At 55.9% G+C, this 22,064-nt stretch carries 21 protein-coding genes; 10 read left to right on the forward strand and 11 right to left on the reverse strand.

All coding sequences use genetic code 11. From position 1 onward, the window contains the following. Window positions 1-23 precede the first annotated feature (23 nt). Entirely contained in the window at window positions 24-1,130 is a 1,107-nt protein-coding gene (locus tag NQH49_RS22795) for an ABC transporter substrate-binding protein (RefSeq protein WP_256699010.1), read from the reverse strand. A gap of 116 nt (window positions 1,131-1,246) precedes the next feature. After that, the gene (locus tag NQH49_RS22800) at window positions 1,247-1,999 is read right to left on the reverse strand and encodes an IclR family transcriptional regulator (RefSeq protein WP_256699011.1); all 753 of its coding nucleotides are present in this window, start codon (window positions 1,997-1,999) and stop codon (window positions 1,247-1,249) included. 391 nt (window positions 2,000-2,390) lie between these two features. Here NQH49_RS22800 and NQH49_RS22805 point away from each other — a divergent pair, with 391 nt between their 5' ends. From NQH49_RS22805 to NQH49_RS22830, 6 genes are all read left to right on the forward strand, one after another. Continuing rightward, window positions 2,391-2,783: a RidA family protein gene (locus tag NQH49_RS22805; RefSeq protein WP_256699012.1), complete on the forward strand. Its 393-nt coding sequence runs from the start codon at window positions 2,391-2,393 to the stop codon at window positions 2,781-2,783. Between the two features lie 141 nt (window positions 2,784-2,924). Continuing rightward, window positions 2,925-3,761, forward strand: a complete 837-nt coding sequence (locus NQH49_RS22810; RefSeq protein ID WP_256699014.1) for an ABC transporter substrate-binding protein — start codon at window positions 2,925-2,927, stop codon at window positions 3,759-3,761. 50 nt (window positions 3,762-3,811) lie between these two features. Continuing rightward, window positions 3,812-4,549: an amino acid ABC transporter permease gene (locus NQH49_RS22815; protein WP_008109154.1), complete on the forward strand. Its 738-nt coding sequence runs from the start codon at window positions 3,812-3,814 to the stop codon at window positions 4,547-4,549. Then, on the forward strand, window positions 4,546-5,190 hold the full coding sequence (locus NQH49_RS22820; protein ID WP_008109156.1) for an amino acid ABC transporter permease: 645 nt from the start codon (window positions 4,546-4,548) through the stop codon (window positions 5,188-5,190). The genes NQH49_RS22815 and NQH49_RS22820 overlap by 4 nt, the downstream gene beginning before the upstream one ends. After that, entirely contained in the window at window positions 5,187-5,924 is a 738-nt protein-coding gene (locus tag NQH49_RS22825; protein ID WP_256699016.1) for an amino acid ABC transporter ATP-binding protein, read from the forward strand. The genes NQH49_RS22820 and NQH49_RS22825 overlap by 4 nt, the downstream gene beginning before the upstream one ends. A gap of 11 nt (window positions 5,925-5,935) precedes the next feature. Beyond that, entirely contained in the window at window positions 5,936-7,207 is a 1,272-nt protein-coding gene (locus tag NQH49_RS22830; protein WP_256699017.1) for an alanine racemase, read from the forward strand. 72 nt (window positions 7,208-7,279) lie between these two features. Here the strand turns inward: NQH49_RS22830 and NQH49_RS22835 are convergent, their stop codons facing one another. Then, window positions 7,280-8,302, reverse strand: a complete 1,023-nt coding sequence (locus NQH49_RS22835; RefSeq protein WP_008104762.1) for an LLM class flavin-dependent oxidoreductase — start codon at window positions 8,300-8,302, stop codon at window positions 7,280-7,282. Window positions 8,303-8,506: 204 nt separating this feature from the next. Here NQH49_RS22835 and NQH49_RS22840 point away from each other — a divergent pair, with 204 nt between their 5' ends. Together NQH49_RS22840 and NQH49_RS22845 are read left to right on the forward strand one after the other, a co-directional pair. Further along, the gene (locus tag NQH49_RS22840) at window positions 8,507-9,574 is read left to right on the forward strand and encodes a fatty acid desaturase (RefSeq protein ID WP_256699018.1); all 1,068 of its coding nucleotides are present in this window, start codon (window positions 8,507-8,509) and stop codon (window positions 9,572-9,574) included. Then, entirely contained in the window at window positions 9,471-10,256 is a 786-nt protein-coding gene (locus tag NQH49_RS22845; RefSeq protein ID WP_372340047.1) for a phosphate/phosphite/phosphonate ABC transporter substrate-binding protein, read from the forward strand. Before NQH49_RS22840 ends, NQH49_RS22845 begins: the two co-directional genes overlap by 104 nt. 35 nt (window positions 10,257-10,291) lie before the next feature. Here NQH49_RS22845 and NQH49_RS22850 read toward each other — a convergent pair whose 3' ends face one another. The 8 genes from NQH49_RS22850 to NQH49_RS22885 all read right to left on the reverse strand — a co-directional run bounded on the left by NQH49_RS22850 (window position 10,292) and on the right by NQH49_RS22885 (window position 20,011). Next, the gene (locus NQH49_RS22850) at window positions 10,292-11,632 is read right to left on the reverse strand and encodes an LLM class flavin-dependent oxidoreductase (RefSeq protein ID WP_256699020.1); all 1,341 of its coding nucleotides are present in this window, start codon (window positions 11,630-11,632) and stop codon (window positions 10,292-10,294) included. A gap of 10 nt (window positions 11,633-11,642) precedes the next feature. After that, entirely contained in the window at window positions 11,643-13,250 is a 1,608-nt protein-coding gene (locus tag NQH49_RS22855) for a dipeptide ABC transporter ATP-binding protein (protein WP_256699021.1), read from the reverse strand. After that, the gene (locus NQH49_RS22860) at window positions 13,247-14,080 is read right to left on the reverse strand and encodes an ABC transporter permease (protein ID WP_154190070.1); all 834 of its coding nucleotides are present in this window, start codon (window positions 14,078-14,080) and stop codon (window positions 13,247-13,249) included. Before NQH49_RS22860 ends, NQH49_RS22855 begins: the two co-directional genes overlap by 4 nt. Next, entirely contained in the window at window positions 14,077-15,069 is a 993-nt protein-coding gene (locus NQH49_RS22865; protein WP_256699022.1) for an ABC transporter permease, read from the reverse strand. Before NQH49_RS22865 ends, NQH49_RS22860 begins: the two co-directional genes overlap by 4 nt. A gap of 13 nt (window positions 15,070-15,082) precedes the next feature. After that, window positions 15,083-16,696: an ABC transporter substrate-binding protein gene (locus NQH49_RS22870; protein WP_256699023.1), complete on the reverse strand. Its 1,614-nt coding sequence runs from the start codon at window positions 16,694-16,696 to the stop codon at window positions 15,083-15,085. A 36-nt stretch (window positions 16,697-16,732) separates the two neighbouring features. Continuing rightward, window positions 16,733-17,257, reverse strand: coding sequence for a GNAT family N-acetyltransferase (locus tag NQH49_RS22875; RefSeq protein WP_256699024.1), 525 nt, complete (start codon window positions 17,255-17,257; stop codon window positions 16,733-16,735). Between the two features lie 210 nt (window positions 17,258-17,467). Further along, window positions 17,468-19,081: an ABC transporter substrate-binding protein gene (locus tag NQH49_RS22880; RefSeq protein ID WP_256699025.1), complete on the reverse strand. Its 1,614-nt coding sequence runs from the start codon at window positions 19,079-19,081 to the stop codon at window positions 17,468-17,470. A 159-nt stretch (window positions 19,082-19,240) separates the two neighbouring features. Beyond that, complete coding sequence (locus NQH49_RS22885) at window positions 19,241-20,011, reverse strand: hypothetical protein (RefSeq protein ID WP_256699026.1); 771 nt, start codon at window positions 20,009-20,011, stop codon at window positions 19,241-19,243. Between the two features lie 590 nt (window positions 20,012-20,601). Between NQH49_RS22885 and NQH49_RS22890 the strand changes: the two genes are divergently transcribed. Both NQH49_RS22890 and NQH49_RS22895 read left to right on the forward strand, forming a co-directional pair. Next, window positions 20,602-21,399 (forward strand): fimbrial protein, encoded by a 798-nt coding sequence (locus tag NQH49_RS22890; RefSeq protein ID WP_256699027.1) that lies wholly within the window; start codon window positions 20,602-20,604, stop codon window positions 21,397-21,399. A 102-nt stretch (window positions 21,400-21,501) separates the two neighbouring features. Then, complete coding sequence (locus NQH49_RS22895; protein ID WP_256699029.1) at window positions 21,502-22,005, forward strand: CS1 type fimbrial major subunit; 504 nt, start codon at window positions 21,502-21,504, stop codon at window positions 22,003-22,005. Window positions 22,006-22,064 lie beyond the last annotated feature (59 nt).

The raw sequence follows: 22,064 nt of genomic DNA on the forward strand, positions 1-22,064 counted from the left end.
AGGGCGTAACAGAAAATCCGTTGTTACTGGTTGTTCGGGTAACTTAAATCGATCGCGTTATCCGGTAACGTGGTGAAGTTTTTAACGATGGTGCGGAAATCTGCGTTCGGCTTCAGATCGGCAAACTGTTGCGGATAGAGATCTTTCGCCAGGATTTCCATGCCGATGATGTTGTACGGATGGTTGTAGAAGTGGTGATAAACGCCGTATACGCGGCCTTGCTTCACTGGCTCAATCTGCGCCAGGCCAGTGCGTTTCAACAGCGTCTGGAAGGTGGCTTTCACTTCCTGCGGCTGCACGCCATAACCAAATGGCAGCACATTGGCGTTCGGACGCTTCGAACCGGTCATGATGTAAACATCCGGTTTCATGGCGATGATTTTTTCCAGCGCAACAAATCCGGCGTTGCCCGGCAGCAGTTCAGAGCCGATATTTTTTCCGCCCACCGCTTCCACCAATCCGCCCCAACCATTGTGGCTGTGCGTGAAGCAGCAGTTGTCGCTATTCCCGGCGATCGGTTCGATAAACACTGTCGGCTTATTTTTCACTTCTGCAACACCTTGGGTGATGCGCGCGAATTTCTGCTGATAAAAATCAGTGTAAGCCTTGGCCTGGGTTTCGCGGTTCAGCACTTTGCCGAGCAGCGTAACACTTGGTGCAGTGTTCTGCGCCGGATGCAGTTCGTAATCCACGAACACCACCGGAATATGTAGATTATTCAGGGTCGTGAGCACGCCTGATTGTTGCAACGCCGGTTTGGCGCGCAATTGCGCAATCATCAAATCCGGTTTTTGCGCCAGCACGCTTTCGAGATTGACCTGGCCCTGATCGCTAAAGCCCATATCGACGATTTTCGTCGCTTCCGGCCAGCGCCCTTTCAGCACATCCCAGGTTTGCGTGTCCTGCTTTTTCGGCAGATTATTCCACGCCACCACACGCTTAAACGGGTCGTCGCGATCCAGCAGCGCCAGCGTCAAAATGTCGCGGCCATCCTGCAGAATGATGTGCTGTGGCTCTTTACTGATGGTTTGCGTGTTGCCGTCCATGTCGGTGATGGTCAGCGGATAAGTGGAGGCGGCAGCCGCCGTTGAAGCCAGTAATCCCATTGCCAAAAGCAGGCGCGTTTTCATCCCATAACTCCGTGGTAAAAAGAATAGTTATTATTATCAATTACCTTAACACAACCTTAAATGGCGAGAATAAACGCCACTTGAATCAGGTGTAACAGAGTTTTACGAGAGCGCTGTCAGGTGAAATCAGACAGTTTTTGTCCGGAGGTAATGAGTTCCTGCAGCAACATCTGACGGCGTTCCTGCGGCGTATCGCGACTAACCATAAAGCAGATTGCCGCCACGGCCTGACCGCTGCGCGAACGGATCGGCGCCGCCATGCAGCAGGTAAAGCTTTCAGATAAGCCTTCCGTCATGCAATAACCGAGTTTTCCGGCGTGATGAATTTCATCAAGAAATGCCTGCTTATCGAGAATCTGCCCGCTGGCGAGGCGATAATCCTCTTCCGGGATCAGATCCAGAATCGCACTATCCGACCAGTTACTCAGCAGCAAGCGGCCGGTCGCGGTCCAGGTAATTGGCACACGCACGCCGATATCGGAGGTGATTTTGAACGGATGCGCATTACTCTCAGAGAGCACCACGGTGTATTTATTGCCTTCCAGCATACAGAGCTGCACGGTTTCGCCGTGGCGCGCCACAATCTCCACCATCAGCTGATGCGCCCGACGGATCAGATCGTTGTGCGCCATATAATCCGCACCGTAATAGTGCATCTCACGGCCAAAGAACACCGCGCCTTCGGCATCCGATTCCACCAAACCAGCTTCACTCAACAGGCTGACTAATTCATAGATGCTGGAACGCGGTGCGCCGGTTGCATCAATCAACGCGCGCATCGACATCGGTTGGCGTGCGCTGTGCAACTGCCGAAAGATATCAATAACCCGGTCAACGCCGCGCGCCCGCGAGGTTTTTTCATCCGGCATAAACTCACTCCTTGGTGGCATAGCTATAAAAGGCATAGGCAATGAAAGAGAGGCATGATACACCGCGCACCAACTTTTACCCATCCCGGATTAAATAAATATTAATCGCCCGCCATTTATTAACCCGATCAATTTTGGTGCCTCATTATGGCGCATTACGCTCACTGAACTTTTATAAAACTACGATAGCGATCACACTCCAATTTAAATAAGCACTCAACTTAAATTTATTTTGCGATCCGGACGACATCACAAAAAATTAAATAGCGCTGCACATATTGCAAAAGAAAAATTCCTGTGCAAATCTTGCCCTATCCAGTATTGCAGATAGAAGTCTGGTATATCAGACAACATAGTAAGCAGCTTTTCGCTGCAACAGGAGCAGGAACGGATGACGATTAAACGTTATGGCGTCGAAGGCGGAACCGGTACCGGCGGGCAGAAACTGCCGTTTGCCCGCGCGGTGGAAGCCGATGGCTGGCTCTACATCTCCGGCCAGACGCCGATGCGCGACGGCGAAGTGGTGGAAGGCGGTATCATTGAACAGACGCAGCTGGCGTTCGAAAACTGTCTCACCATCATGCGCGAAGCCGGTTATAGCGTGGAAGATGTGGTGCATGTCACGGCGGTATTAACCGACGCGCGTTATTTCAGTTCATTTAATAAAGTATTCAGTGAGATATTCAGCGGAAATCCTCCGGCACGTATTTGTAGCGTGCAGGATTTAGTGGTCGACTGCAAAGTCGAAGTCGATATGAAATGCTTCCGCGCCGATCGTAAATAAACATTACGGTTAAAACAGGCTGGCGAATTTTACTTTCTCCGCCCACACCAGGACAGCCTGTTATTAATTGATGCCTTTCTATTTTGCTGTGAAATAACGGTATTACACCGTCTCGTCAAAATTTCTAAAGAGAGCATAACAATGAAGACAACATCGCTAAAAGTGAGTCTCAACGCGCTAGCCGGCGCGCTGGTATTACTGACGCTGGCGGGCTGTACGCCAACCGAAGAGAAAAAAGAGGCGGGTGCCGCGCCGCAGTCAGCGCTGCAAACTGTATTGCAACGCGGCACGCTGCGCGTCGGTGACTGCCTGAGCTTTGCGCCGTTTGGGTTTTACGATAAAGACGGTAACCCGGATGGCTACGATGTTGATCTCGCCAAAGCGCTGGCCAAAGAGATGGGCGTGAAGCTGGAAATGGTCAACACCACCAGCGCCAACCGCATTCCTAACCTGCAAACCAATAAAGTGGATGTGGTGTTCTGTAACTTCACCCGCAATCTGGAACGCGCCAAAGAGATCGGCTTCACCAACCCGTATGTGGTGGCGAGTGAAGCGATGCTGGTGCGTAAAAATAGCGGCATTCAGTCCGCACACGATATGGGCGGCAAAACCATCGCCACGGTGAAAGGCTCTACTAACGGCGATGAAGTGCGCAATCTGGGCATCGACGTAAAAATCCAGGAGTACGACTCATCGCAAGCGGCCATCCTCGCGGTGAAACAGGGCCAGGCCGATGCGATGATCGAGGATAACAACTTCCTCGCCTATCAGGCCAAGCTTGACCCAACGTTAACCGTGACCAACGAAGCGCTGGTGCCGCTGGAATACAACGCCTTCGGCGTGAAACAGGGCGATCAGGCCTGGATCAACTACCTCAACGAATTCCTGTTTGAAATTAACGCCTCCGGCGAAAACGCCCAGCTGTATCAGAAATGGTTCGGCAACAAACCGCGTTACCCGCTGAATCCGCAATATTGATCCCCACGCGGCGCGGCAGCAGATGCTGCGCCGCCCGAAGGAGCAGAACCATGAGTTATCAATGGCTAACCCTGTGGCGCTACGCCGACACTTTTCTTGACGCCGCGTGGCTCACCTTGCAGGTGACGTTGCTGGCGTTTGCGCTGGCGGTGGCGCTCGGTTTGCTCTCGGCGCTGGCGAAAGCATCGCCGCTGGCCCCGCTGCGCTGGATCAGTCACTGCTACGTTGAGTTCATTCGCAACACGCCGGTGCTGCTGCAGATCTTCATCATCTTCTTTGGTCTGCCGTCGCTCGGCATCACCATGAGCGCCTTTACGGCGGGTGTGCTGGCGCTGGGGATTAACGTTGGTGCGTACCTGTCCGAAACCTTCCGCGCGGGGATTCAATCGGTGCCGAAAGGCCAGCTTGAAGCCGCATGGGTGCTTGGCATTCCGCGTCGTCAGGTGTTTCTCACCGTGGTGCTGCCGCAAGCGGCGCGCGCGGTGTGGCCCGCCATTATCAACAACCTGATTCAACTGCTGCTCGGCACTTCTTTGCTGTCAGCGATTGCGCTGCCTGAGTTAACCGGCACCGCCACGGTGATCAACGCGCGTACGCTGCTGTATATCCAGACCTTTAGCGTGGTGGCCTTGGTGTATCTGGTGCTGAGCAACCTGTTCTCCTGGCTGGGCACGATTGCAGGACGGCGCATGTTCCACCCGCCGCTGGTGACCCCGATAAAAAAGTCCGCCTGGTGGTGGGCAAGAAAATGGCTGACTAATCCAGTGAAACGGGAGAACGCGCTATGAACGAGTTAATCATCAGTTCGTTACCGATTCTGCTGAAAGGGCTCGGTATCACGCTGCTGCTGTCGGTGGCTGCGATTATTGGCAGTACGCTGCTGGGCTTGCTGGCGGCGGTGTTGCGCACCAGCCGCTTGCCGGTTCTGAAGCAGATTGCGGTGATCTACACCGAGTTGTTCCGCGGCACGCCGGTGCTGATCACGCTGATGTTCATTTACTTCGGCGTGGCCTATTTCGGCTATGACATCAACCTGTTTGCCGCCGGTATTCTGGGTCTGAGCATCTATCAGGGCGCGTATATCGCCGAGGTGTTCCGCGCCGGTATCGAAGCGGTGCCGAAAGGCCAGTGGGAAGTATCATGGATTTTGGGCCTGTCCAAACGCCAGACTTTTATGAGCGTGATCCTGCCGCAAACGCGCGGCATCGTGCTGCCGCCGCTGGCGGGCCAGTATCTTTCCCTGATCAAAGATACCTCGATCGTCAGCATGATCGGCATGTCCGAACTGATGCATCAGGGCCAGGCAATTGTCGACCGCATCGGTCAACCGGTCATTGTTTACGGCCTGGTCGCCCTGCTCTACTTCGCTGTCTGCTTCCCGCTTTCCCGTTGGGTTCAACATCATCAAACCAGGAGCCAAATCTCATGAGCAAATCCGCCATTACCTTAAGCCGGATAACCAAATCGTTTGGCGCAACTCAGGTGCTGAAAGAGATCAGCCTTGATGTTTCACCGGGGGAAGTGCTGGTGCTGATTGGCGCGTCCGGCTCCGGCAAAAGTACTGTATTGCGCATCATGAGCGGGCTGGAAGTGGCCGACGGCGGAGAAGTGTGGGTCAACGACGTGCCGCTGCATCAACGCAAACGCGCCAGTGAAATTTGCGGCCACGTTGGCATGGTATTTCAGCAGTTCAACCTGTTCCCGCACAAAACCGCGCTCGGCAACGTGACGCTGGCGCTGATCAAAGCGCAAAAGCTGTCGGAGGCCGAAGCCACTAAACGCGGCATGGCGGCACTGACGCGTGTCGGACTCGCCGAGCGCGCGCATCACTATCCGGCGCAGCTTTCCGGTGGTCAGCAGCAGCGGGTGGCGATTGCCCGTGCGCTGGCGGTAGAACCGAAAATCATGTTCTTCGATGAAGCCACCTCAGCGCTGGATCCCGAATTGGTGGGCGAAGTGATGGAAGTGATGCGCAGCCTGGCGCGTGAAGGCATGACCATGGTGGTGGTGACGCATGAGATGGGCTTTGCGCACAAAACCGCTGACCGCGTGGTGTTTATGGATCAGGGCGTAATTGCCGAACAAGGTTCGCCCGAGCAAATCTTCGTCAACCCGCAGAACCCGCGCACTCAGCAGTTCTTATCACGCGTACTTGAGCATTAACAGGAGGATCTATGTCGATTCGCTTTCCGCTGCAGGCGGATGGATTACTGGATGCGCAGCAAACCGCACCACGTTTTAAATCGGTCGCGGGTGCAGGTGATGCGCCGCTGGCTGTCGGCACCGCAGTACTCAGCAGCGATCAGGTGTTTTCGCCGCTGATGATCATGAAACAGTCGGCGCTGGAGAATAACCTGCGCCAGCTGGCGGACTTCTGCCGTGAAAACGGCGTGATGCTCGCCGCGCACGGGAAAACCTCGATGTCGCCCGCCATTCTGCGCCGCGCAATTACTGAAGGCGGCGCGTGGGGTTTGGGTGCCGCCACGCCCGCACAAGTACGTGCGCTGCGCCAGTTCGGCATCCGCAATGTGTTTCTCGCCAATCAGCTGGTCGATCCGGCGGGCATTCGCTGGATTGCGCAGTGGCAACAGCAACATCCCGATCACGGCTTCCTGTGTTATGTCGATTCGCTGCAAGGCGTGAAGCTGTTGGCGCAGAACCTCGGCGATAGCCAGATTTCGGTGCTGCTGGAGATGTCAGTCAGCGGTGGCCGCACCGGCTGTCGTTCTCAGCAGGACGCAGTAGCGATTGCCGAAGCGATCGCCGCCTGCCCTGCGCTGAAGCTGGTGGGCGTGGCCGGTTATGAAGGTGCGCTGGGTGCAAACCGTGATGAAAGCGGCATTCAACGCGTAAAAGATTACTGCCAGATGATGATCGCTACCGCTGAATTGCTGGCAGAAAAGCAGCTGTTCAGCAGCGATCACATTATCCTCAGCGCCGGTGGCGGTGCGTGGTTTGATGTGGTGACAGCCTGCTTTACCGCAGCAAAACTGCCGCTGCCAATGACGCCGCTGATCCGTTCCGGTGCTTATATGGCGCACGACAACGGATTGTATGCGCGCATCGCGCCCTTTGCTCAGCCGGGTGCGACACATCATTTTGCCGCCGCGCTGGAGATTTGGGGCCGCGTATTATCGCGCCCGCAACCGGGCCTGGCGTTCGTGGATTTCGGTCGTCGCGATGTCCCCTTCGATCAGGATCTGCCGAATCCGTTGTGGATCCGCAACGCCGATGGCAGCGCCCCGCGCACCGCAACGCATCTGCGTATAAATGATGTGAACGATCAGCACGCTTATTTGTTATTGCCGGAGGATGAGCCACTGCAGGTAGGCGATTGGGTCGGCTGCGGTATTTCGCATCCCTGTACTGCCTTTGATAAATGGCGCTATCTGCCGCTGGTGGATGATGATTATTGCGTCACAGATTCACTGGAAACAGCGTTTTGATGGGTTTTTGAACCAGGTCGCCATGAATGGCGACCCCATGACAAACGGTGCGCATTGCTGCGCACCTTATACTTAACGCCAACCCAACTCCGGTGCAACGTGGGTCAAAATGCTCTCAATCACGTGCGCACAGTAATCCACGCCTAACTGGTTCGGGATGGTCAGCAGCAGCGTATCCGCTTCAGCAATCCCTTCGTCCTGCGCCAGCTGTTTGATCAACTGATCCGGCTCGGCGGCGTAGCTGCGACCAAAGATGGCGCGGGTTTTCTCGTCGAGGAAACCCACCGAATCCTGATCCTGGCCACTGCGACCAAAGTAGGCGCGGTCGGTGTCGTTGGTCAGCGCAAAGATGCTGCGGCTCACCGAAACACGCGGCGTACGCTGATGGCCCGCGGCTTCCCATGCCTGACGATAGGCACGAATCTGCTTCGCCTGCTGCACGTGGAACGGCTCGCCGGTTTCATCATCTTTCAGGGTAGAGCTTTGCAGGTTCATGCCCTGCTGCGCTGCCCAGATGGATGTTGCGTTGGAACCAGAACCCCACCAGATACGCTCACGCAATCCAGCCGAGAACGGCTCCAGACGCAGCAAGCCCGGCGGATTCGGGAACATCGGCTGCGGATTCGGTTTCGCGAAACCTTCACCGCGAAGCACTTCCAGCAATTCCTCGGTATGACGACGGCCCATATCGGCATCGCTTTCGCCGTTCTGCGGATCAAAACCAAAGTAGCGATAACCTTCGATCACTTGCTCTGGTGAGCCACGGCTCAGGCCGAGCTGCAGACGACCGTTAGAAATCAGATCCGCCGCGCCGGCATCTTCCGCCATGTACAACGGGTTTTCGTAACGCATATCGATCACGCCGGTACCAATTTCGATCTTTTTGGTACGCGCACCCACCGCCGCCAGGAGCGGGAACGGCGAGCTCAACTGACGCGCAAAGTGGTGCACGCGGAAGTAGGCACCATCGGCACCCAACTCTTCGGCCGCGACCGCTAAATCAATTGATTGCAGCAGGACGTCCTGCGCCGAACGGGTGGCAGATTGTGATGATGGGGTCCAGTGACCAAAGGATAAGAAGCCAATTTTTTTCATGCTGAAATTCTCCTCGTGAGCCACGCAGGCTCAAACGTTTTCAATGCAGCAAGGTTACGCCACAGACGAGGTGACTGATAGCCAATAGATTTCGCGCGCTTCATCAACTTTTTTGCATAAGTAAGAAAAAGAGATTCTTTGTGTTCATCACGGTGTTCAATCATCGTCAGAGGCCTAATCACTGTTCACAGGTTCGGCTTCTCCATGAGTAAAGGGACATCCGCCTATCTCAGCGCGCAACAGCGCGAGGTGGTGCATCAACTGGCACGCAGCTGGCTGTGGCGCAGCGAATTGCCGACGTGGCTATTGATGGTGGCGGTGTACGGCGGCTGGTTCGCCAGCGTTGTCTATTGGCAAACGCTGGGATTAACCTTGAGCACGCTGCTGCTGATCCTTTTTACCACCTGGTATATGTCGCTGCAGCACGAGATGATTCACGGCCACCCGACGCGTTTTCCCCGTTTCAATCAGCTGTTCGGTACGCTGCCGCTGGCGGTGTGGTATCCATATGGTTTATATCGCGATTCGCATCTGGCGCATCATCGCAATCACACGCTGACCGATCCCGATGAAGATCCGGAAACCTACTACCTTTCACCGCAGCGCTGGGCGCAACTCAAGCCGTGGCAGCAGCAGGTGATCCATCTGCGCAACACCTTTCCTGGCCGCTTGCTGATCGGTCCCCTGCTGGATATGGTCGCCACTCTCAAAACCTTGCTGCATGCCTTTATCCAACGCGATACACCGGCGATGGCGATGTGGATCATTCATCTCAGCTTGCTGAGCGGGCTGTTTTACTGGATGACGCTGCACGGTTTCTCGCCGCTGTGGTTCGTGCTGGCGGTGAGTTATCCGGCGCTGATGCTGACCAAAGTGCGATCGTTCTACGAGCATCGCGCCGAAGAAGAACCGCTGGCGCGCTCGGTCAATAATGAAGCCGCGCTGCCGTGGCGCTTGCTATTCCTCAATCTCAACTATCATTCTGTACATCACGATCTGCCCGGTTTGCCGTGGTACGGATTACGCAAAGTCTATTTGCTCTATCGCGATAGCTATCATCAGCGTAATCACGGTTTTCGCGTCGCCGGTTATGGCGAGTGGATAACTCGCTTCTGGCGCAAATCGGTCGAGGTTAATGCCCATCCGGGTACGCAAAAGGATGCACAGAATGCCCACTCTTTCGTTACCGATGTACGACATCAACCATCAGGCGACTCTCGGCCTGACCTCAGCGCTAACGACGCTGCTGCAACAACGCGGCGTGCAGGCTGAGGTTAGCTGGCCGCAGGATTTACTGCCGCACTGGCGCGATGAGCAATTGCTGCTGAGCCAAACCTGCGGTTATCCGCTGGTGGAACTGCTACCCGATGTGCAGCTGGTCGGCACCTTTCACTCCAGCGCGCAGGGCTGCGACGGCATGCGCTATCGCAGTTGGCTGGTGGCACGCCGCGAAGATGAGAACCTGACGCTCAGCGATTTCTGTGGTCGGCGCGCGGTGTGCAACAGCAACGATTCGCACTCCGGCTTCAACGCGCTGCGCTACGTGATTGCCCCGCTGGCGCAGAACGGGAAATTCTTCAGCAACACCCGTTTTAGCGGCAGCCATCGTCAGTCGCTGACGGCGTTGCGGGCCGGCGATGCGGATATCGCGGCGATTGATTGCATCACCTGGGCGCTGCTGCGCCGCAATTATCCGGAGGAGTTGACCGGGCTGGAGATCATCGGCGAAACGCCGCTGTGCGCCGCGCTGCCGCTGATTACCTCGGCCAAAACCGATGCGAAAACCCTTGAGAAACTGCGCAGTGCGTTGAGCGAGCTAACCCGCGATAAGCGTTATCAGGATCTGCTGGCGGAGAGTTTGATCAGCGGGTTCAGCGTGAGCGATCGGGAGTTTTATGACGAAGTGCGGGAGTGGAAGGATCGCGCCGCCGCGCTCGGCGTGACGGCATTATAATCGTATGGTCGCCATTTATGGCGACCTTGCCAACATTACGCTACCTGCTCACGACTACGCTGCACCGCGAACTGGTTTGCCGGCTCGTCCAATCCCAGGTTCTCGCGCAGCGTCTCGCCTTCATACTCTTTGCGATAAATACCCCGCGCCTGCAACAGCGGAATCACCTGCGCCACGAAATCATCAAATGCGGTTGGCGTGCCGCCGCGCACGATAAAACCGTCGGTTGCGCCCTGCAGGAACCAGTTTGCCAGCCCTTCCGCTACCTGCTCCGCCGTACCCAGGAAACTCGGGCGCGGCGTGGCTTCTTCCAGCGCCGCCTGACGTAGCGTTAAGCCCCGTTCGCGGGCGTTCTGTTTGATCTTGTCGGTGGTGCTGCGGAAGCTGTTGCTGCCGAGTTCGCCAATATCCGGGAAAGGGGCATCCAGCGTGTACTGACTGAAATCATGATGCTCGAAGTAGCGGCCAAGATACTCCAGCGCTTTATCGATGGTCACCAGTTCTGCGGTTTGCTGATAGCGGCGCTCGGCGTCTTCCTCGGTTTCACCAATAATCACGCTGATGCCCTGGAACACACGAATATCATCGGCATCGCGCCCGCGCGCCACCAGCCGGCGACGCACATCTTCACGGAACTCACGCGCCTGCTCCAGCGTTTCCTGGCGCGTGTAAATGGCATCGGCGGCTTCGGCGGCGAAGGCTTTGCCCGCTTCTGAAGCGCCCGCCTGGAACACAATCGGACGTCCCTGCGGCGAGCGGCCGACGTTGAGCGGTCCCTGCACCGAGAAGTACTGTCCTTGATGATTCAGCGTATGCAGCTTGTCGGCGGCGAAGAATTCCCCGCTCTGTTTATTGCGCACAAAGGCATCGCCTTCCCACGAATCCCACAGCCCTTTCACCACCTGCAAATATTCGCTGGCGACGCGATAGCGCTCGTCATGCTCGGGATGCGTGCTGCGCGAGAAATTTTTTGCCGAGCCTTCCAGCGGCGAGGTCACCACGTTCCAGCCAACGCGACCGCCGCTCAGATGGTCGAGGCTGGCGAACTGGCGCGCCACGGTAAACGGCTCGCTGTAGGAGGTTGAAAGCGTGGCGACCAGACCGATTTTTTTAGTCACCAGCGACAGCGCCGACAGCAAGGTGATCGGCTCAAAGCGGTTAAGAAAGTGCGGAATCGACTGCGGCGTGATGTACAAACCGTCGGCGACAAACAGAAAATCGATCTTCGCCTGCTCGGCTTTACGCGCCAAATCCAGCACGTAATCGATGTTAATGCTGGCATCCGCCACCGCATCGGGATGACGCCATGCCGACATGTTGCCGGATACGCCCTGAATAATCGCGCCCAGCCGCAGCTGGCGTTGTGTCTGACTCATTCTGCTCTCCTTAGTATGCGTTCGCGGGCTGCCAGTCGGGAATGACCGGCAGCGCCTGTAACAGCTTTTGCGTCCACGGATGCTGCGGCGCGGCGAACACCTGCTGCAGCGCCCCGCTCTCCACCACTTGCCCGTTCTGCATCACCAGCACGCGATCCGCCAGATGCTGTATCACGCCGAGATCGTGAGAGATAAACAGCAGCGCGGTGCCGTGTTCGGCCTGCATATCGGTCAGCAGATCCAGCACCTGCGCCTGCACCGACACGTCGAGCGCGCTGACCGGTTCATCGGCCACCAGCAGCGCCGGATTCGGCGCAAAGGCGCGCGCAATTGCCACGCGCTGGCGCTGACCGCCGGAAAGCTGTTGCGGATAACGCTGCAGGAAGCGGTCACCAAGCTGCACTTCATCGAGCAGCTGGCGCACGCGCTGACGCCGTGCATCGCCGTAAATTCCGGCGCTATCGAGGCTTTCGCCGATAATTTTTTCCACCGTGTAGCGCGGATCAAATGAGCTGAACGGGTCCTGCGCGATCAGCTGTAGCCGCGCACGTCGGGCGCGACGTGCTTTCTCCGGCAGACGATCCCAGCGCTCGCCTTCCAGCAGCAGCGTGCCGCTGTCCGGTTCGGTTAAGCCCATCACCACTTTCACCAGCGAGGTTTTACCGGAGCCGGATTCGCCGACCACGCCAAGCGTTTCCCCGGCGTGCAGCCTAAAGTTGATGTCGTTGAGCACCAGACGATCGCCGTAAGCTTTATGCAGGCCGATCCCTTCCAGCAGCGGCGCGCTGCTGCGTGTCGGACGCGGCGGCAGCGGCGTCGGTTCTGCGGCGCTGAGGCGCAAACCGCGCGTGGCGGGCGTTGGCACCGCGCGCAGCAGGCGCTGCGTCCAGGCGTGCTGCGGACGATTGAGCAACGGGCCGCTGTTGCCCTGCTCCACCACTTCGCCATCGCGCATCACCAGCACGCGATCCGCCAGTTCCGCTACCACCGCCAAATCGTGGCTGATCAGCAGCAGACCGTGGCCGTCGCGGCGGCGCTGCGCCAGCAGTTGCAGGATCTGGCGCTGCACCGTCATGTCCAGCGCGGTGGTCGGTTCATCGGCAATCAATAAAGTTGGCGTGCCGGCCAGCGCGGTAGCAATCAACGCACGCTGACGCTGGCCGCCCGAAAGTTGATGCGGATAACGTTCGAGGCGGCTTTCGGCATCGTGAATGCCCGCCGCCTTCAGCAATTCAATGCTTTTGTCCTGCAAATGGCCGCGATGACCGGCGGCGCTTAAGGCATCACTTAGCTGCTGACCAATGCGGCGCAGCGGATCGAGCGACACCAGCGCGTCCTGTAACACATAGCCAATGCGACGACCGCGCAGCGCGCGCCAGTCGCTGCGGCTGGCGTGGCGCATATCGCGGCCGTCGAGGGTGAAGCGGTCGGCGGTTAACACCGCGCCTTCCGGCAGCAGACCAAGCAGGCTGCGCGCGGTCAGGGTTTTGCCGGAACCGGATTCCCCGACCAGCGCCACCGATTCGCCCGCCGCGACTTGCAGGTTGAGGTTTTTCACCACCTGCTGCGGCCCGAAACGGATTGAGAGATTCTGGATATCAATAAATGGCTGGCTCATGCAGATCGTCCTTCAAAACGTGCCTGCCAGTAACGCCCGAGCGTATTCACCGCAATCACCGTCAGCGTAATAAACACGCCCGGCCACACGGCGATCCACCACGCGTTACGCAGATAGTTGCGTCCTTCCGCCAGCATCAGGCCCCATTCGGCGGTCGGCGGCTGCGGCCCCATGCCGAGGAAACTCAATCCGGCGGTGCCGATAATCGCGGTGCCGAGCCCCAGCGTGGCCAGCGCCGGCACCTGCGCAATGGCGTGCGGAAGGATGTGGCGCGTAATCAGCGTGAAACGCGACAGGCCAAAGGTGCGCGCCTGCTCAACGTAGCCGGAGGTCATCACGCTGTAAGTTTGTGCCCGCACCACGCGGGCAAAACGCGGCACCGACGCGACGCCGAGCGCGATAATCAGGTTGTTAGTGCCGGGCCCGGTAAAGGCGATCAGCATTAGCGCCAGCAGCAGATCGGGAAAGGCGGAAATCACATCTACCGCGCGGCTCAGCAGCTCATCCACCACGCCACGCGCTAGCGCCGCCACCAATCCCAGCAAGGTGCCAAACACCACCGCCAGCGCCATCGCCGCCACGCTGATCAAAAGCGAATAGCGGCTGCCGTAGATCACGCGCGTCAGCAGATCGCGTCCCAGCTGATCGGTGCCCAGCCAGTGCTGCGCCGACGGCGGAAGCTGCGCGTTAACCGGATCGGCCAGCAGCGGATCGCTGTGCGCCAGCCACTGCGGGGCGATCACCGCGATAGCCAATACAATGAGAAACAGAATCGCCGCCCACACCGCAGCAGGCAGCGCAACCGGAAGACGTTGCAGCGCGGCAATCATGATTTGCTCTCCCCGCGCAGACGCGGATCAATCCACAGCGACAGGATGTCAACCAGGGTGCTCATCACCACGTAGATCAGCGCCGAGAGAATCGCCACCGCCAGCACCACCGGCAGATCCTGCGCCAACACCGCATCGACGGTGAGTTTGCCGAGGCCGGGACGACCAAATACCTGTTCGGTGATCACCGCGCCACTCAGCAATCCGCCCACCAGCCAACCGGTCAAAGTCACCGCTGGCAACGCCGCATGACGCAACGCGTGGCGCAGACGAATAGTGGTTTCCCCCACGCCCCACGCGCGCAACGTCAGGGTGAATGGCGCATCCAGCGCGCGCTCCAGTTCACGGCGCAGCAGTTGCGCGATCACCGCGCCCTGCGCCAGACCAAGCGCTAGCGCCGGTAGCACCAGCGACGACAGCGAGCGATCGCCCGCCACCGGGAACCAGCGCAGCGTGAAGCTGAAAATAAACAGCAGCACGATGCCCATCCAGAAAGAGGGCGTGGACGCCAGCAGCAGTTCCACGCTGTTAGCCACGCGGCGACCAATGCGACGATGCGCGGTGCCGACGGCAATCACCAGCGCAAAGATGATGCTGACCAGCAGCGCCGCCAGCGTCAGTTTGATGGTGGGCCACAGCTGCGTGGCCAGCAGATGGCTGACTTCGGTGTTGAGCATGTAAGAACGGCCAAAATCGCCGTGCAGCACGCGCCACATATAGTGCAGATATTGCCACCACAGCGGTTCGTTCAGGCCCCATTCAGCGCGAATCGCTGCCTCAATAGCGGGTGTGCGCAGCTGCTCACCGATCAGCAGGCTGACGATATCGCCCGGCGCCAGATGCACGCCGAGAAAGGCCAGCGATACCGCCGCCCACAGCACCAGTACGCCGCCCAGCAGACGGCTGACGATGCGGCGCGTCAGGTCGCTGCGCCACACCGATGGCCGACGCGCGCGTGGCGTGCGGGTAACAATGCTTTCCAGACTCATCTTCGCCTCCTGATTAGTGGTCGCTGAGCCAGATGTCGTACGCGTTCTCCGGCATCTGTTTAAAACTGCGGAAACCGGCACCGTGCACGTAGCTGGCGGTGGCGATCTGGTCTTCGGGTTCATACAGCGGGATCGCCAGCGCCTGCTGTGGCAGCGCGTATTGCTGCAGCTGGCTGTAGAATTTACGGCGCTGATTGATATCCAGCGTCGCTGCCGCCTGGTCGAGCCATCCGTTGATTTGCGCGCTGTTGACGCGGCTGTAGTTAATCGGCCCGCCGGCTTTCACCGGGCGATAGTGGTTTTCAATATCGATGCCGTCGGTTTCAGTGTTCGAGTTAGCAATCGAGCCAAAATGGCCGGTGTTACGCACGTCGGTGTAGGTGCCGGAATCGACGTAGCGCAGTTTGAGGTCCACGCCGAGACGCTGACGCGCCTGCGCCTGAACCGCCTGCAACAGCACATCGCGCTGATCGCGCACCGTTGCCTGCGCCTGAATCACCTCAATGCTCAAACGCTGGCCGTCTTTAATACGAAAACCGTCGCTGTCGCGCGTTTGCCAGCCCGCTTCATCCAGCAGCTGATTGGCGGCGGCGGGATTGTTACCGTACTGCCCTTCGAGATCGTTGTTGTAGAGCGGATCGACAGGCGAGGTAATACCCCACGCGCGGGTACGTTCACCGCGATACACCGACTTGAGTAGCGGATCGATGTCCAGCCCTTGCAGTAATGCCTGACGCACTTTCACATCCTGCGTCGGCCCGTATTCCACGTTGAGGAACAGCGAATACGGCGTGCCGGTATTCAGCGCATGCTGATAGGTAAAATCGGGGTTGTCTTTGAATTCACCCGCGTCATTGCCAGAGATGCCTTCAATCGCGTCCAACTGACCGGACAGCAGCGCGCCGGTGCGCACCGAGGATTCCGGCAGGAAGCGATAGGTGACGCGTTCGAGATATGCCGGGCCTTGATGCTTAGCGGTGGCGGGTGCCCAGTTGTAATTGGGATTGCGTACGAATGTCACCTGCTGGCCTTTCTCGTAGCTTTCGATAATAAATGGCCCGGTGCCCGCGATCTCTTTGCCACCGGCTTTCAGCTGCGGTGAGTTCCAGCTGGCCGGGGCCAGAATCTGCAATTTGGCGGCGAACGACAGGAACGGCGAATAGCCCTGCTTCAGCGTGATGGTAACGGTGTGATCGTCCGGCGTCGCCACGCTGGCAATGCGCGCGCCCAAGGCACAGATGCTGCTACCGGCGCAATACTTCGCATCCTGCACATGGCGGAAATTATCCGCCACCGCGTTGGCATCCAGCTTCTCGCCGTTGGAGAAGGTGACATCGCGACGCAGGCTAAAGCGATACGCTTTGCCGTCCGGGCTGACCTCATAACTTTCTGCCAGCCAGGGTACGAAACTGCCGTCGGTACGGCGCGCCAGCAGCGATTCCCACACGTTACGCAACGTCACTTCCGCCTTGGATTGCCCATTCAGCTGCGGGTTAAACGGTACAGGTTCAGTTTCGACGCCAAAGGTTAAGCTGCCACCGCTGCGCGGTTGCTCAGCGGCGAAAAGTGATGCGCTTCCCAGCAGGCAGATGGCACCCAGCGCGAGAGTGATTGAATTCGCTTTCATAAGATCCTTGGTGGTTGCAGGTGCTTTTTTAGTTGTTCAGGCGATTTTGGCGATGGGTTGATCGGCTGGCGGATTGAATTCCTTTTTCAGAAACACCAGCGCTTCGCCTAATGGATTGGTCCGGTGATGAAACGGTTGATAACCGCGGCGCAGATAGAGCTCGCTCAGCCATGGATGCTTGATGGCGGTGGCGAGATAGACGCCCGGCGCTTTCAACGTCTCTTTCAGCAGAGTTTCTTCAGCGTAGGTGATGATGTCGCGGCCAAAACCCTGCCCTTTGTAATCAGGATCGACAGCAAACCAGTGGATAAACGGGAGCGATGAAGGTGCATTTTCATCCTGCTGCCACGGAAAACGCACCGTGACGGTCGCTACCGCGCGTTTCCATTTGCGCAGCACCAGCACGGTTTCCTGCTCGATGACGCGGCGCACCTGCTCGACGTTGCCCTGTGAAATGGTGAAATGCACATCCAGCGCCACCAACGCGGCGTAGGCACGCTGTAATAACGCAAATATTTCTTCCGCATCGTCGGGTCTGGCAACTTCAATTAGCTGACTCATGGTGACCGTTTCCTTATTCAATCCTGCCGGAAGTATTAAAATCCGGCGGATTAAAGTAAACCGAGAATAACGGCAATCGATTTGTTGAATATGGGAAATGGTATTTTATTGCGAGGCAATAATGCCCACGGAAATAACCAGCGCGTAGGGTCGCCATAATGGCGACCGTTGGGTGCAAATGTGAAAGACAGGTCGCCATAAATGGCGCCCCTACTGTTTAGTTACCCACACATCGTAAACGCTTTCTGGCATCTGCTTATAGCTGCGGAAGCCGTAGCCATGCACGTAGCTGGCGGTGGCTAACTGATCTTCCGGTTCATACAGCGGCACTGCCAGCGCCAGCTGCGGTAGCGCGATCTGCTGCAGTTGGCTGTAGAAATCGCGGCGCTGCTTAAGATCCAGCGTGCTGGCGGCTTTATCCAGCAAGCCATTGATCTTCTCATCGTTGACGCGGCTGTAGTTAATTGCGCCGCCCTGAGCGATCGGACGATAGTGGTTTTCGATATCCACGCCATCGGTTGGCGTGTTGGAGTTGGCGATGGTGCCAAACTTGCCGCTTTTACGCACATCGGCATAAGTACCAGAATCAACGTAGTTCAGCTTGAGATCGACGCCAAGACGCTGACGCGCCTGCGCCTGAATTGCCTGCAGCAGCACATCGCGCTGATCGCGCACCGTCGCCTGCGCCTGAATCAACTCAATGCGCAGACGCTGGCCCTCTTTAGTGCGGAAACCTTCGCCATCACGGGTTTTCCAGCCGGCTTCATCCAGCAGCTTGTTGGCCGCATCAGGATTGTTGCCGTATTTGCCCTCCAGCTCTTTGTTGTAAAGCGGATCGATGGGCGAAGTGATGCCCCACGCGCGGGTACGCTCGCCGCGATACACCGACTTCAGCAGCGGATCGATATCCAGTCCTTGCAGTAACGCCTGGCGCACTTTCACATCCTGCGTCGGGCCATATTCCACGTTGAGGAACAGCGAATATGGCGTACCGGTATTCAGCGCATGCTGATAGGTAAAGTCGGGATTGTCTTTGAACTCACCGGCATCGTTACCGGAAATGCCTTCAATGGCATCAACCTGACCAGACAGCAGCGCGCCGGTGCGTACCGACGATTCCGGCAGGAAGCGATAGGTCACGCGATCGAGATATGCCGGTCCCTGATGCTTCGCGGTTGCCGGTGCCCAGTTGTATTTCGGGTTTTTAACGTAGGTCACCTGCTGGCCTTTCTCATAGCTTTCGAGAATAAACGGCCCGGTGCCCGCCAGATCTTTGCCGCCCGATTTCAGCTGCGGTGATTTCCAGCTGGCCGGTGCCAGAATCTGTAAGCCCGCTGCGAAGGACAGGAACGGTGAATAAACCTCTTTCAGGGTGATCACCACGGTGTGATCGTCCGGCGTTTCAATCTTCTCGATGTGCGAACCCATCAGGCACAAACTGGTGCCGGCGCAATATTGCGCGACCTGAGTTTGACGGAAGTTATCAGCTACCGCGTTGGCATCGAATTTCTCGCCGTTGGAGAAGGTGACGTCCTGACGCAGATTAAAGCGAATCACTTTGCCATCCTGGCTGGCTTCATAACTCTGCGCCAGCCACGGCACAAAGCTGCCGTCCGGACGGCGCGCCAGCAGCGATTCCCAAAAGTTACGCAGCGTGATTTCCGCTTTGTCCTGACCATTTAGCTGCGGGTTAAAAGTGGTCGGTTCGGTTTCAACACCCACCGTTAAGCTGCCACCGCTAACCGGTTGATCGGCGGCTACAGCATTAAACGCGTTTCCCAGGAGGCTAAAACCTAATGCCAAAGCTATTGAAGTTAATTTCATATTGTCCTTGGTGATTGCAGGTAAATATTATGTATGACCTTAATCTGGCCTGTATTAATTCCCGCTGAATTATTAAAACCCGGACAAATAAATGTAAAACGACAATAGTGGCAATCGATTTGTTGAATTTGGCAATTCACGAATAAGCGAAAAAACAGATTATCGTGACAGGCTTGCCGGTAGCGGAGGCACGCCGGATAACCCGCGTAACCCGTACTCAACCATGGCCATATAGACCGCAAAATAATCCAGCGCCATTTGCATAAAGGAGAGATGCAAAATGAGTGTATTGCTGGCTTTATCCAGCGTCAGCAATCCCGCCGCTTCGGCGTCCTGCAGGCAGCGTTTGATGTGCGAACGCGATACCCCACATTTCAGTGACGCTTTCAGGTAGTTGTACTCAATAACGGTGGTTTTTTGTTGCAAACTTTCGATGTAAAGATCCATCAGCAGCATATGCCCGGCATCCCTGAAAATGAAGGCTTTACTCTCTGGCACCATATCGAATAAGTAGACATGCTTGAGGGTAATTTCAGCGTATTTTTGGAAGTATTCGGCATGGAAGTTTTCCATTTTCAGGCATGCCGAAACGTCGAAATCTCCATACAACATGCCATACGGGATCATCATGGTATTAATTAAGGCGCGGGTTTCATCCAGCGCTTTGCTGGTCACCGTGTAGGTTAACTTGCGTTTATCCAGCGCGTCCTTTTTAACTTCCATACGCCCGCCTACCCGAATAAACAGCAGAAAGGAGTCAATAGTGTTGTCGCTAATCAGGCCGGTTTTCTTACAAAAGTCTTTTACATCACGCAGCGTTGGGTTTGCTGAAGTGAAGGCGTACGCCATGATGGCCGAGCCAATAATAAAGCGATTGGCTTTAAAAATGACTTTAAAATAGAGCGGCTTAGTCAGATACAGTCTAAACAACAGCTTGTAATGCTTCTGCATAACTAACGAGATGTTTTTATTTGACTTAATCTCTGCTGCGCGATGATAAATTAATGCTGTGAGTTGCTGTTTGCTTTTCATATTGCTGTGTTGTGTGCCTGGTTATCAATGATAAATATTTCAAAAACCACCTACCTTCTCATGCGTTATTTTAAGGCCTGTTGAGAAGCGGTTAATGATGCTTTTGGGAGGCATTATTTCTGAGGTTAACATTTTAAGATTAACAAGGGTCTTTTTGCCCTTCCGAGTACGATCTTACCATCAATGCGCTATTTTTTGTAAAGCCTGATTTTATTTTGGCCTGATAAGACCATTTCTAGGCCTATAAATTAACCTTTGTTTTTATAACTATTTCATTAAGTTAGGCTGCGATATTTTGGCAAGTATTCACTTTGCAGCACAGCTTAAAAAAATTAACCACAAAAATGGACAGTGACTTAACAAAGCCCTTATGAGAACTTTCTTAACGCACGGTTATTCCGCTTGATTAATCCATGCTGGCTTATAGCCATGCCGATTTTCACAGGGAATATCCGACAGGGTTTTAATGGATTTCATAAGGATTTATCATGGACGATTCACCGCAAAAAATGCTGCATCACGGCTTTTCATTGGGTATTTCATCCAATAATCATCTGCTAAAAAAACTCGCTTACCCTCTGATCCTCATGGGTTTTATTGCTATGCCATCAGCATCGGCAAATATGAGTGTCTATCCAATGGAAGTCAGCCTGAATAATCAGGGTGCGGCGCAGGTGCAGACATTATCACAGAGCGGTGAAGCGCAGTTTATTCGCGTCAGCATCAAGCGAATTGAGCGTCCTGCAACACCGTTTGAAAAAGAGATATTGGTTGAAGATGCCGTTTCGCGCTCGCTTATCGCCACACCGGATAAGTTCGCGCTCGCTTCCGGTTCTCAACGCATCATTCGGCTGATTTCATTACAACTGCCGGAAAAAGAGACCGCCTGGCGCGTCTATTTTGAGGCCGTGGCTGCCCCAGATGAATTGAAAGATAAATCGCTGCCAAATAATAACATCAGTAATCAGGTCGGCATCAATTTAGTCTGGGGCGTGCTGGTCCATATTCCGCCGCGCAATGCCAGGTTATCGCTTACAGCATCCGCATCGGGCGAAGTCAAGAATTCAGGTACGGTACGCGTAGTGATTCGTGAGGTGGCGGTTTGCTCAAAACAACATATCAGCAGCAGCTGCCAGTGGAAAAAAGAACACGCCACGGTTTATCCGGATGAAACACTGCGCTTCAAAGCCTGGCGTTCGGCAGAATTAAGCGCTGCTCAGGAAGTCAGAATTAAATATGTTGATCTCAACACGCGGAATCTAGCCGAGTACGTCATCGGACAATGATCAGCACCTATTAAAGGAATAACAACCTGTTTGTTATAAAGCAGTTTACTACCCACGAGACGGTCATTTACGGCCAGTACAAGGATTTTCACGGAGCTACAAATGCAAAAATTAATCAAACCACTTGTCATCGCTGCTGCGTTAACGGCTGTATTTAATGCACAGGCGGTGCAGAAAGATATTACGGTGAATGCGAATGTCGATTCAACGGTCGATATGACCCAGGCGGACGGAACCGCATTACCGGGTACCATTAATATGCAATATATTCCGGGCCGTGGTTTGTCTACCTATTCACTGGACACCAAAATCTGGTCAAACTCGCAAACCGCCAATATTAACGTTGCGCTGGTGAGCGCTGCGCAGCTTAACAATACCGTTACCGGTACAGCGGTACCTTTGACCGTCACGCTGGGCGCGGATTTAAAACCGATCACCACCACCAACACGGCGCTGACTTACGCCTCGCTGTTCCCGGCGGGCACCGCCAATGGTTCGTCAGTATTGCCACTGAAAATCTCGCAGACCACGCAAGGCGTGCTGGCAACCGGCACCTATTCCGGCGTGATTAGCCTGTTGATTACTCAGGCCACCACGCAGAGCTAATTTGTCGGCATTGACTGATCAATTATTTCGGGGGGCCGCTCGCCCCCCTTATTATTCTT

It is taken from the genome of Pantoea trifolii (assembly GCF_024506435.1).
GTDB lineage: Bacteria > Pseudomonadota > Gammaproteobacteria > Enterobacterales > Enterobacteriaceae > Pantoea > Pantoea trifolii.

What these genes read in the sequence shown, in the direction of transcription:
- NQH49_RS22795 (WP_256699010.1), bottom strand. Translation starts at nt 1,130, where the DNA reads ATGAAAACGCGCCTGCTTTTGGCAATGGGATTACTGGCTTCAACGGCG.
- NQH49_RS22800 (WP_256699011.1), bottom strand. Translation starts at nt 1,999, where the DNA reads ATGCCGGATGAAAAAACCTCGCGGGCGCGCGGCGTTGACCGGGTTATT.
- NQH49_RS22805 (WP_256699012.1), top strand. Translation starts at nt 2,391, where the DNA reads ATGACGATTAAACGTTATGGCGTCGAAGGCGGAACCGGTACCGGCGGG.
- NQH49_RS22810 (WP_256699014.1), top strand. Translation starts at nt 2,925, where the DNA reads ATGAAGACAACATCGCTAAAAGTGAGTCTCAACGCGCTAGCCGGCGCG.
- NQH49_RS22815 (WP_008109154.1), top strand. Translation starts at nt 3,812, where the DNA reads ATGAGTTATCAATGGCTAACCCTGTGGCGCTACGCCGACACTTTTCTT.
- NQH49_RS22820 (WP_008109156.1), top strand. Translation starts at nt 4,546, where the DNA reads ATGAACGAGTTAATCATCAGTTCGTTACCGATTCTGCTGAAAGGGCTC.
- NQH49_RS22825 (WP_256699016.1), top strand. Translation starts at nt 5,187, where the DNA reads ATGAGCAAATCCGCCATTACCTTAAGCCGGATAACCAAATCGTTTGGC.
- NQH49_RS22830 (WP_256699017.1), top strand. Translation starts at nt 5,936, where the DNA reads ATGTCGATTCGCTTTCCGCTGCAGGCGGATGGATTACTGGATGCGCAG.
- NQH49_RS22835 (WP_008104762.1), bottom strand. Translation starts at nt 8,302, where the DNA reads ATGAAAAAAATTGGCTTCTTATCCTTTGGTCACTGGACCCCATCATCA.
- NQH49_RS22840 (WP_256699018.1), top strand. Translation starts at nt 8,507, where the DNA reads ATGAGTAAAGGGACATCCGCCTATCTCAGCGCGCAACAGCGCGAGGTG.
- NQH49_RS22845 (WP_372340047.1), top strand. Translation starts at nt 9,471, where the DNA reads ATGCCCACTCTTTCGTTACCGATGTACGACATCAACCATCAGGCGACT.
- NQH49_RS22850 (WP_256699020.1), bottom strand. Translation starts at nt 11,632, where the DNA reads ATGAGTCAGACACAACGCCAGCTGCGGCTGGGCGCGATTATTCAGGGC.
- NQH49_RS22855 (WP_256699021.1), bottom strand. Translation starts at nt 13,250, where the DNA reads ATGAGCCAGCCATTTATTGATATCCAGAATCTCTCAATCCGTTTCGGG.
- NQH49_RS22860 (WP_154190070.1), bottom strand. Translation starts at nt 14,080, where the DNA reads ATGATTGCCGCGCTGCAACGTCTTCCGGTTGCGCTGCCTGCTGCGGTG.
- NQH49_RS22865 (WP_256699022.1), bottom strand. Translation starts at nt 15,069, where the DNA reads ATGAGTCTGGAAAGCATTGTTACCCGCACGCCACGCGCGCGTCGGCCA.
- NQH49_RS22870 (WP_256699023.1), bottom strand. Translation starts at nt 16,696, where the DNA reads ATGAAAGCGAATTCAATCACTCTCGCGCTGGGTGCCATCTGCCTGCTG.
- NQH49_RS22875 (WP_256699024.1), bottom strand. Translation starts at nt 17,257, where the DNA reads ATGAGTCAGCTAATTGAAGTTGCCAGACCCGACGATGCGGAAGAAATA.
- NQH49_RS22880 (WP_256699025.1), bottom strand. Translation starts at nt 19,081, where the DNA reads ATGAAATTAACTTCAATAGCTTTGGCATTAGGTTTTAGCCTCCTGGGA.
- NQH49_RS22890 (WP_256699027.1), top strand. Translation starts at nt 20,602, where the DNA reads ATGGACGATTCACCGCAAAAAATGCTGCATCACGGCTTTTCATTGGGT.
- NQH49_RS22895 (WP_256699029.1), top strand. Translation starts at nt 21,502, where the DNA reads ATGCAAAAATTAATCAAACCACTTGTCATCGCTGCTGCGTTAACGGCT.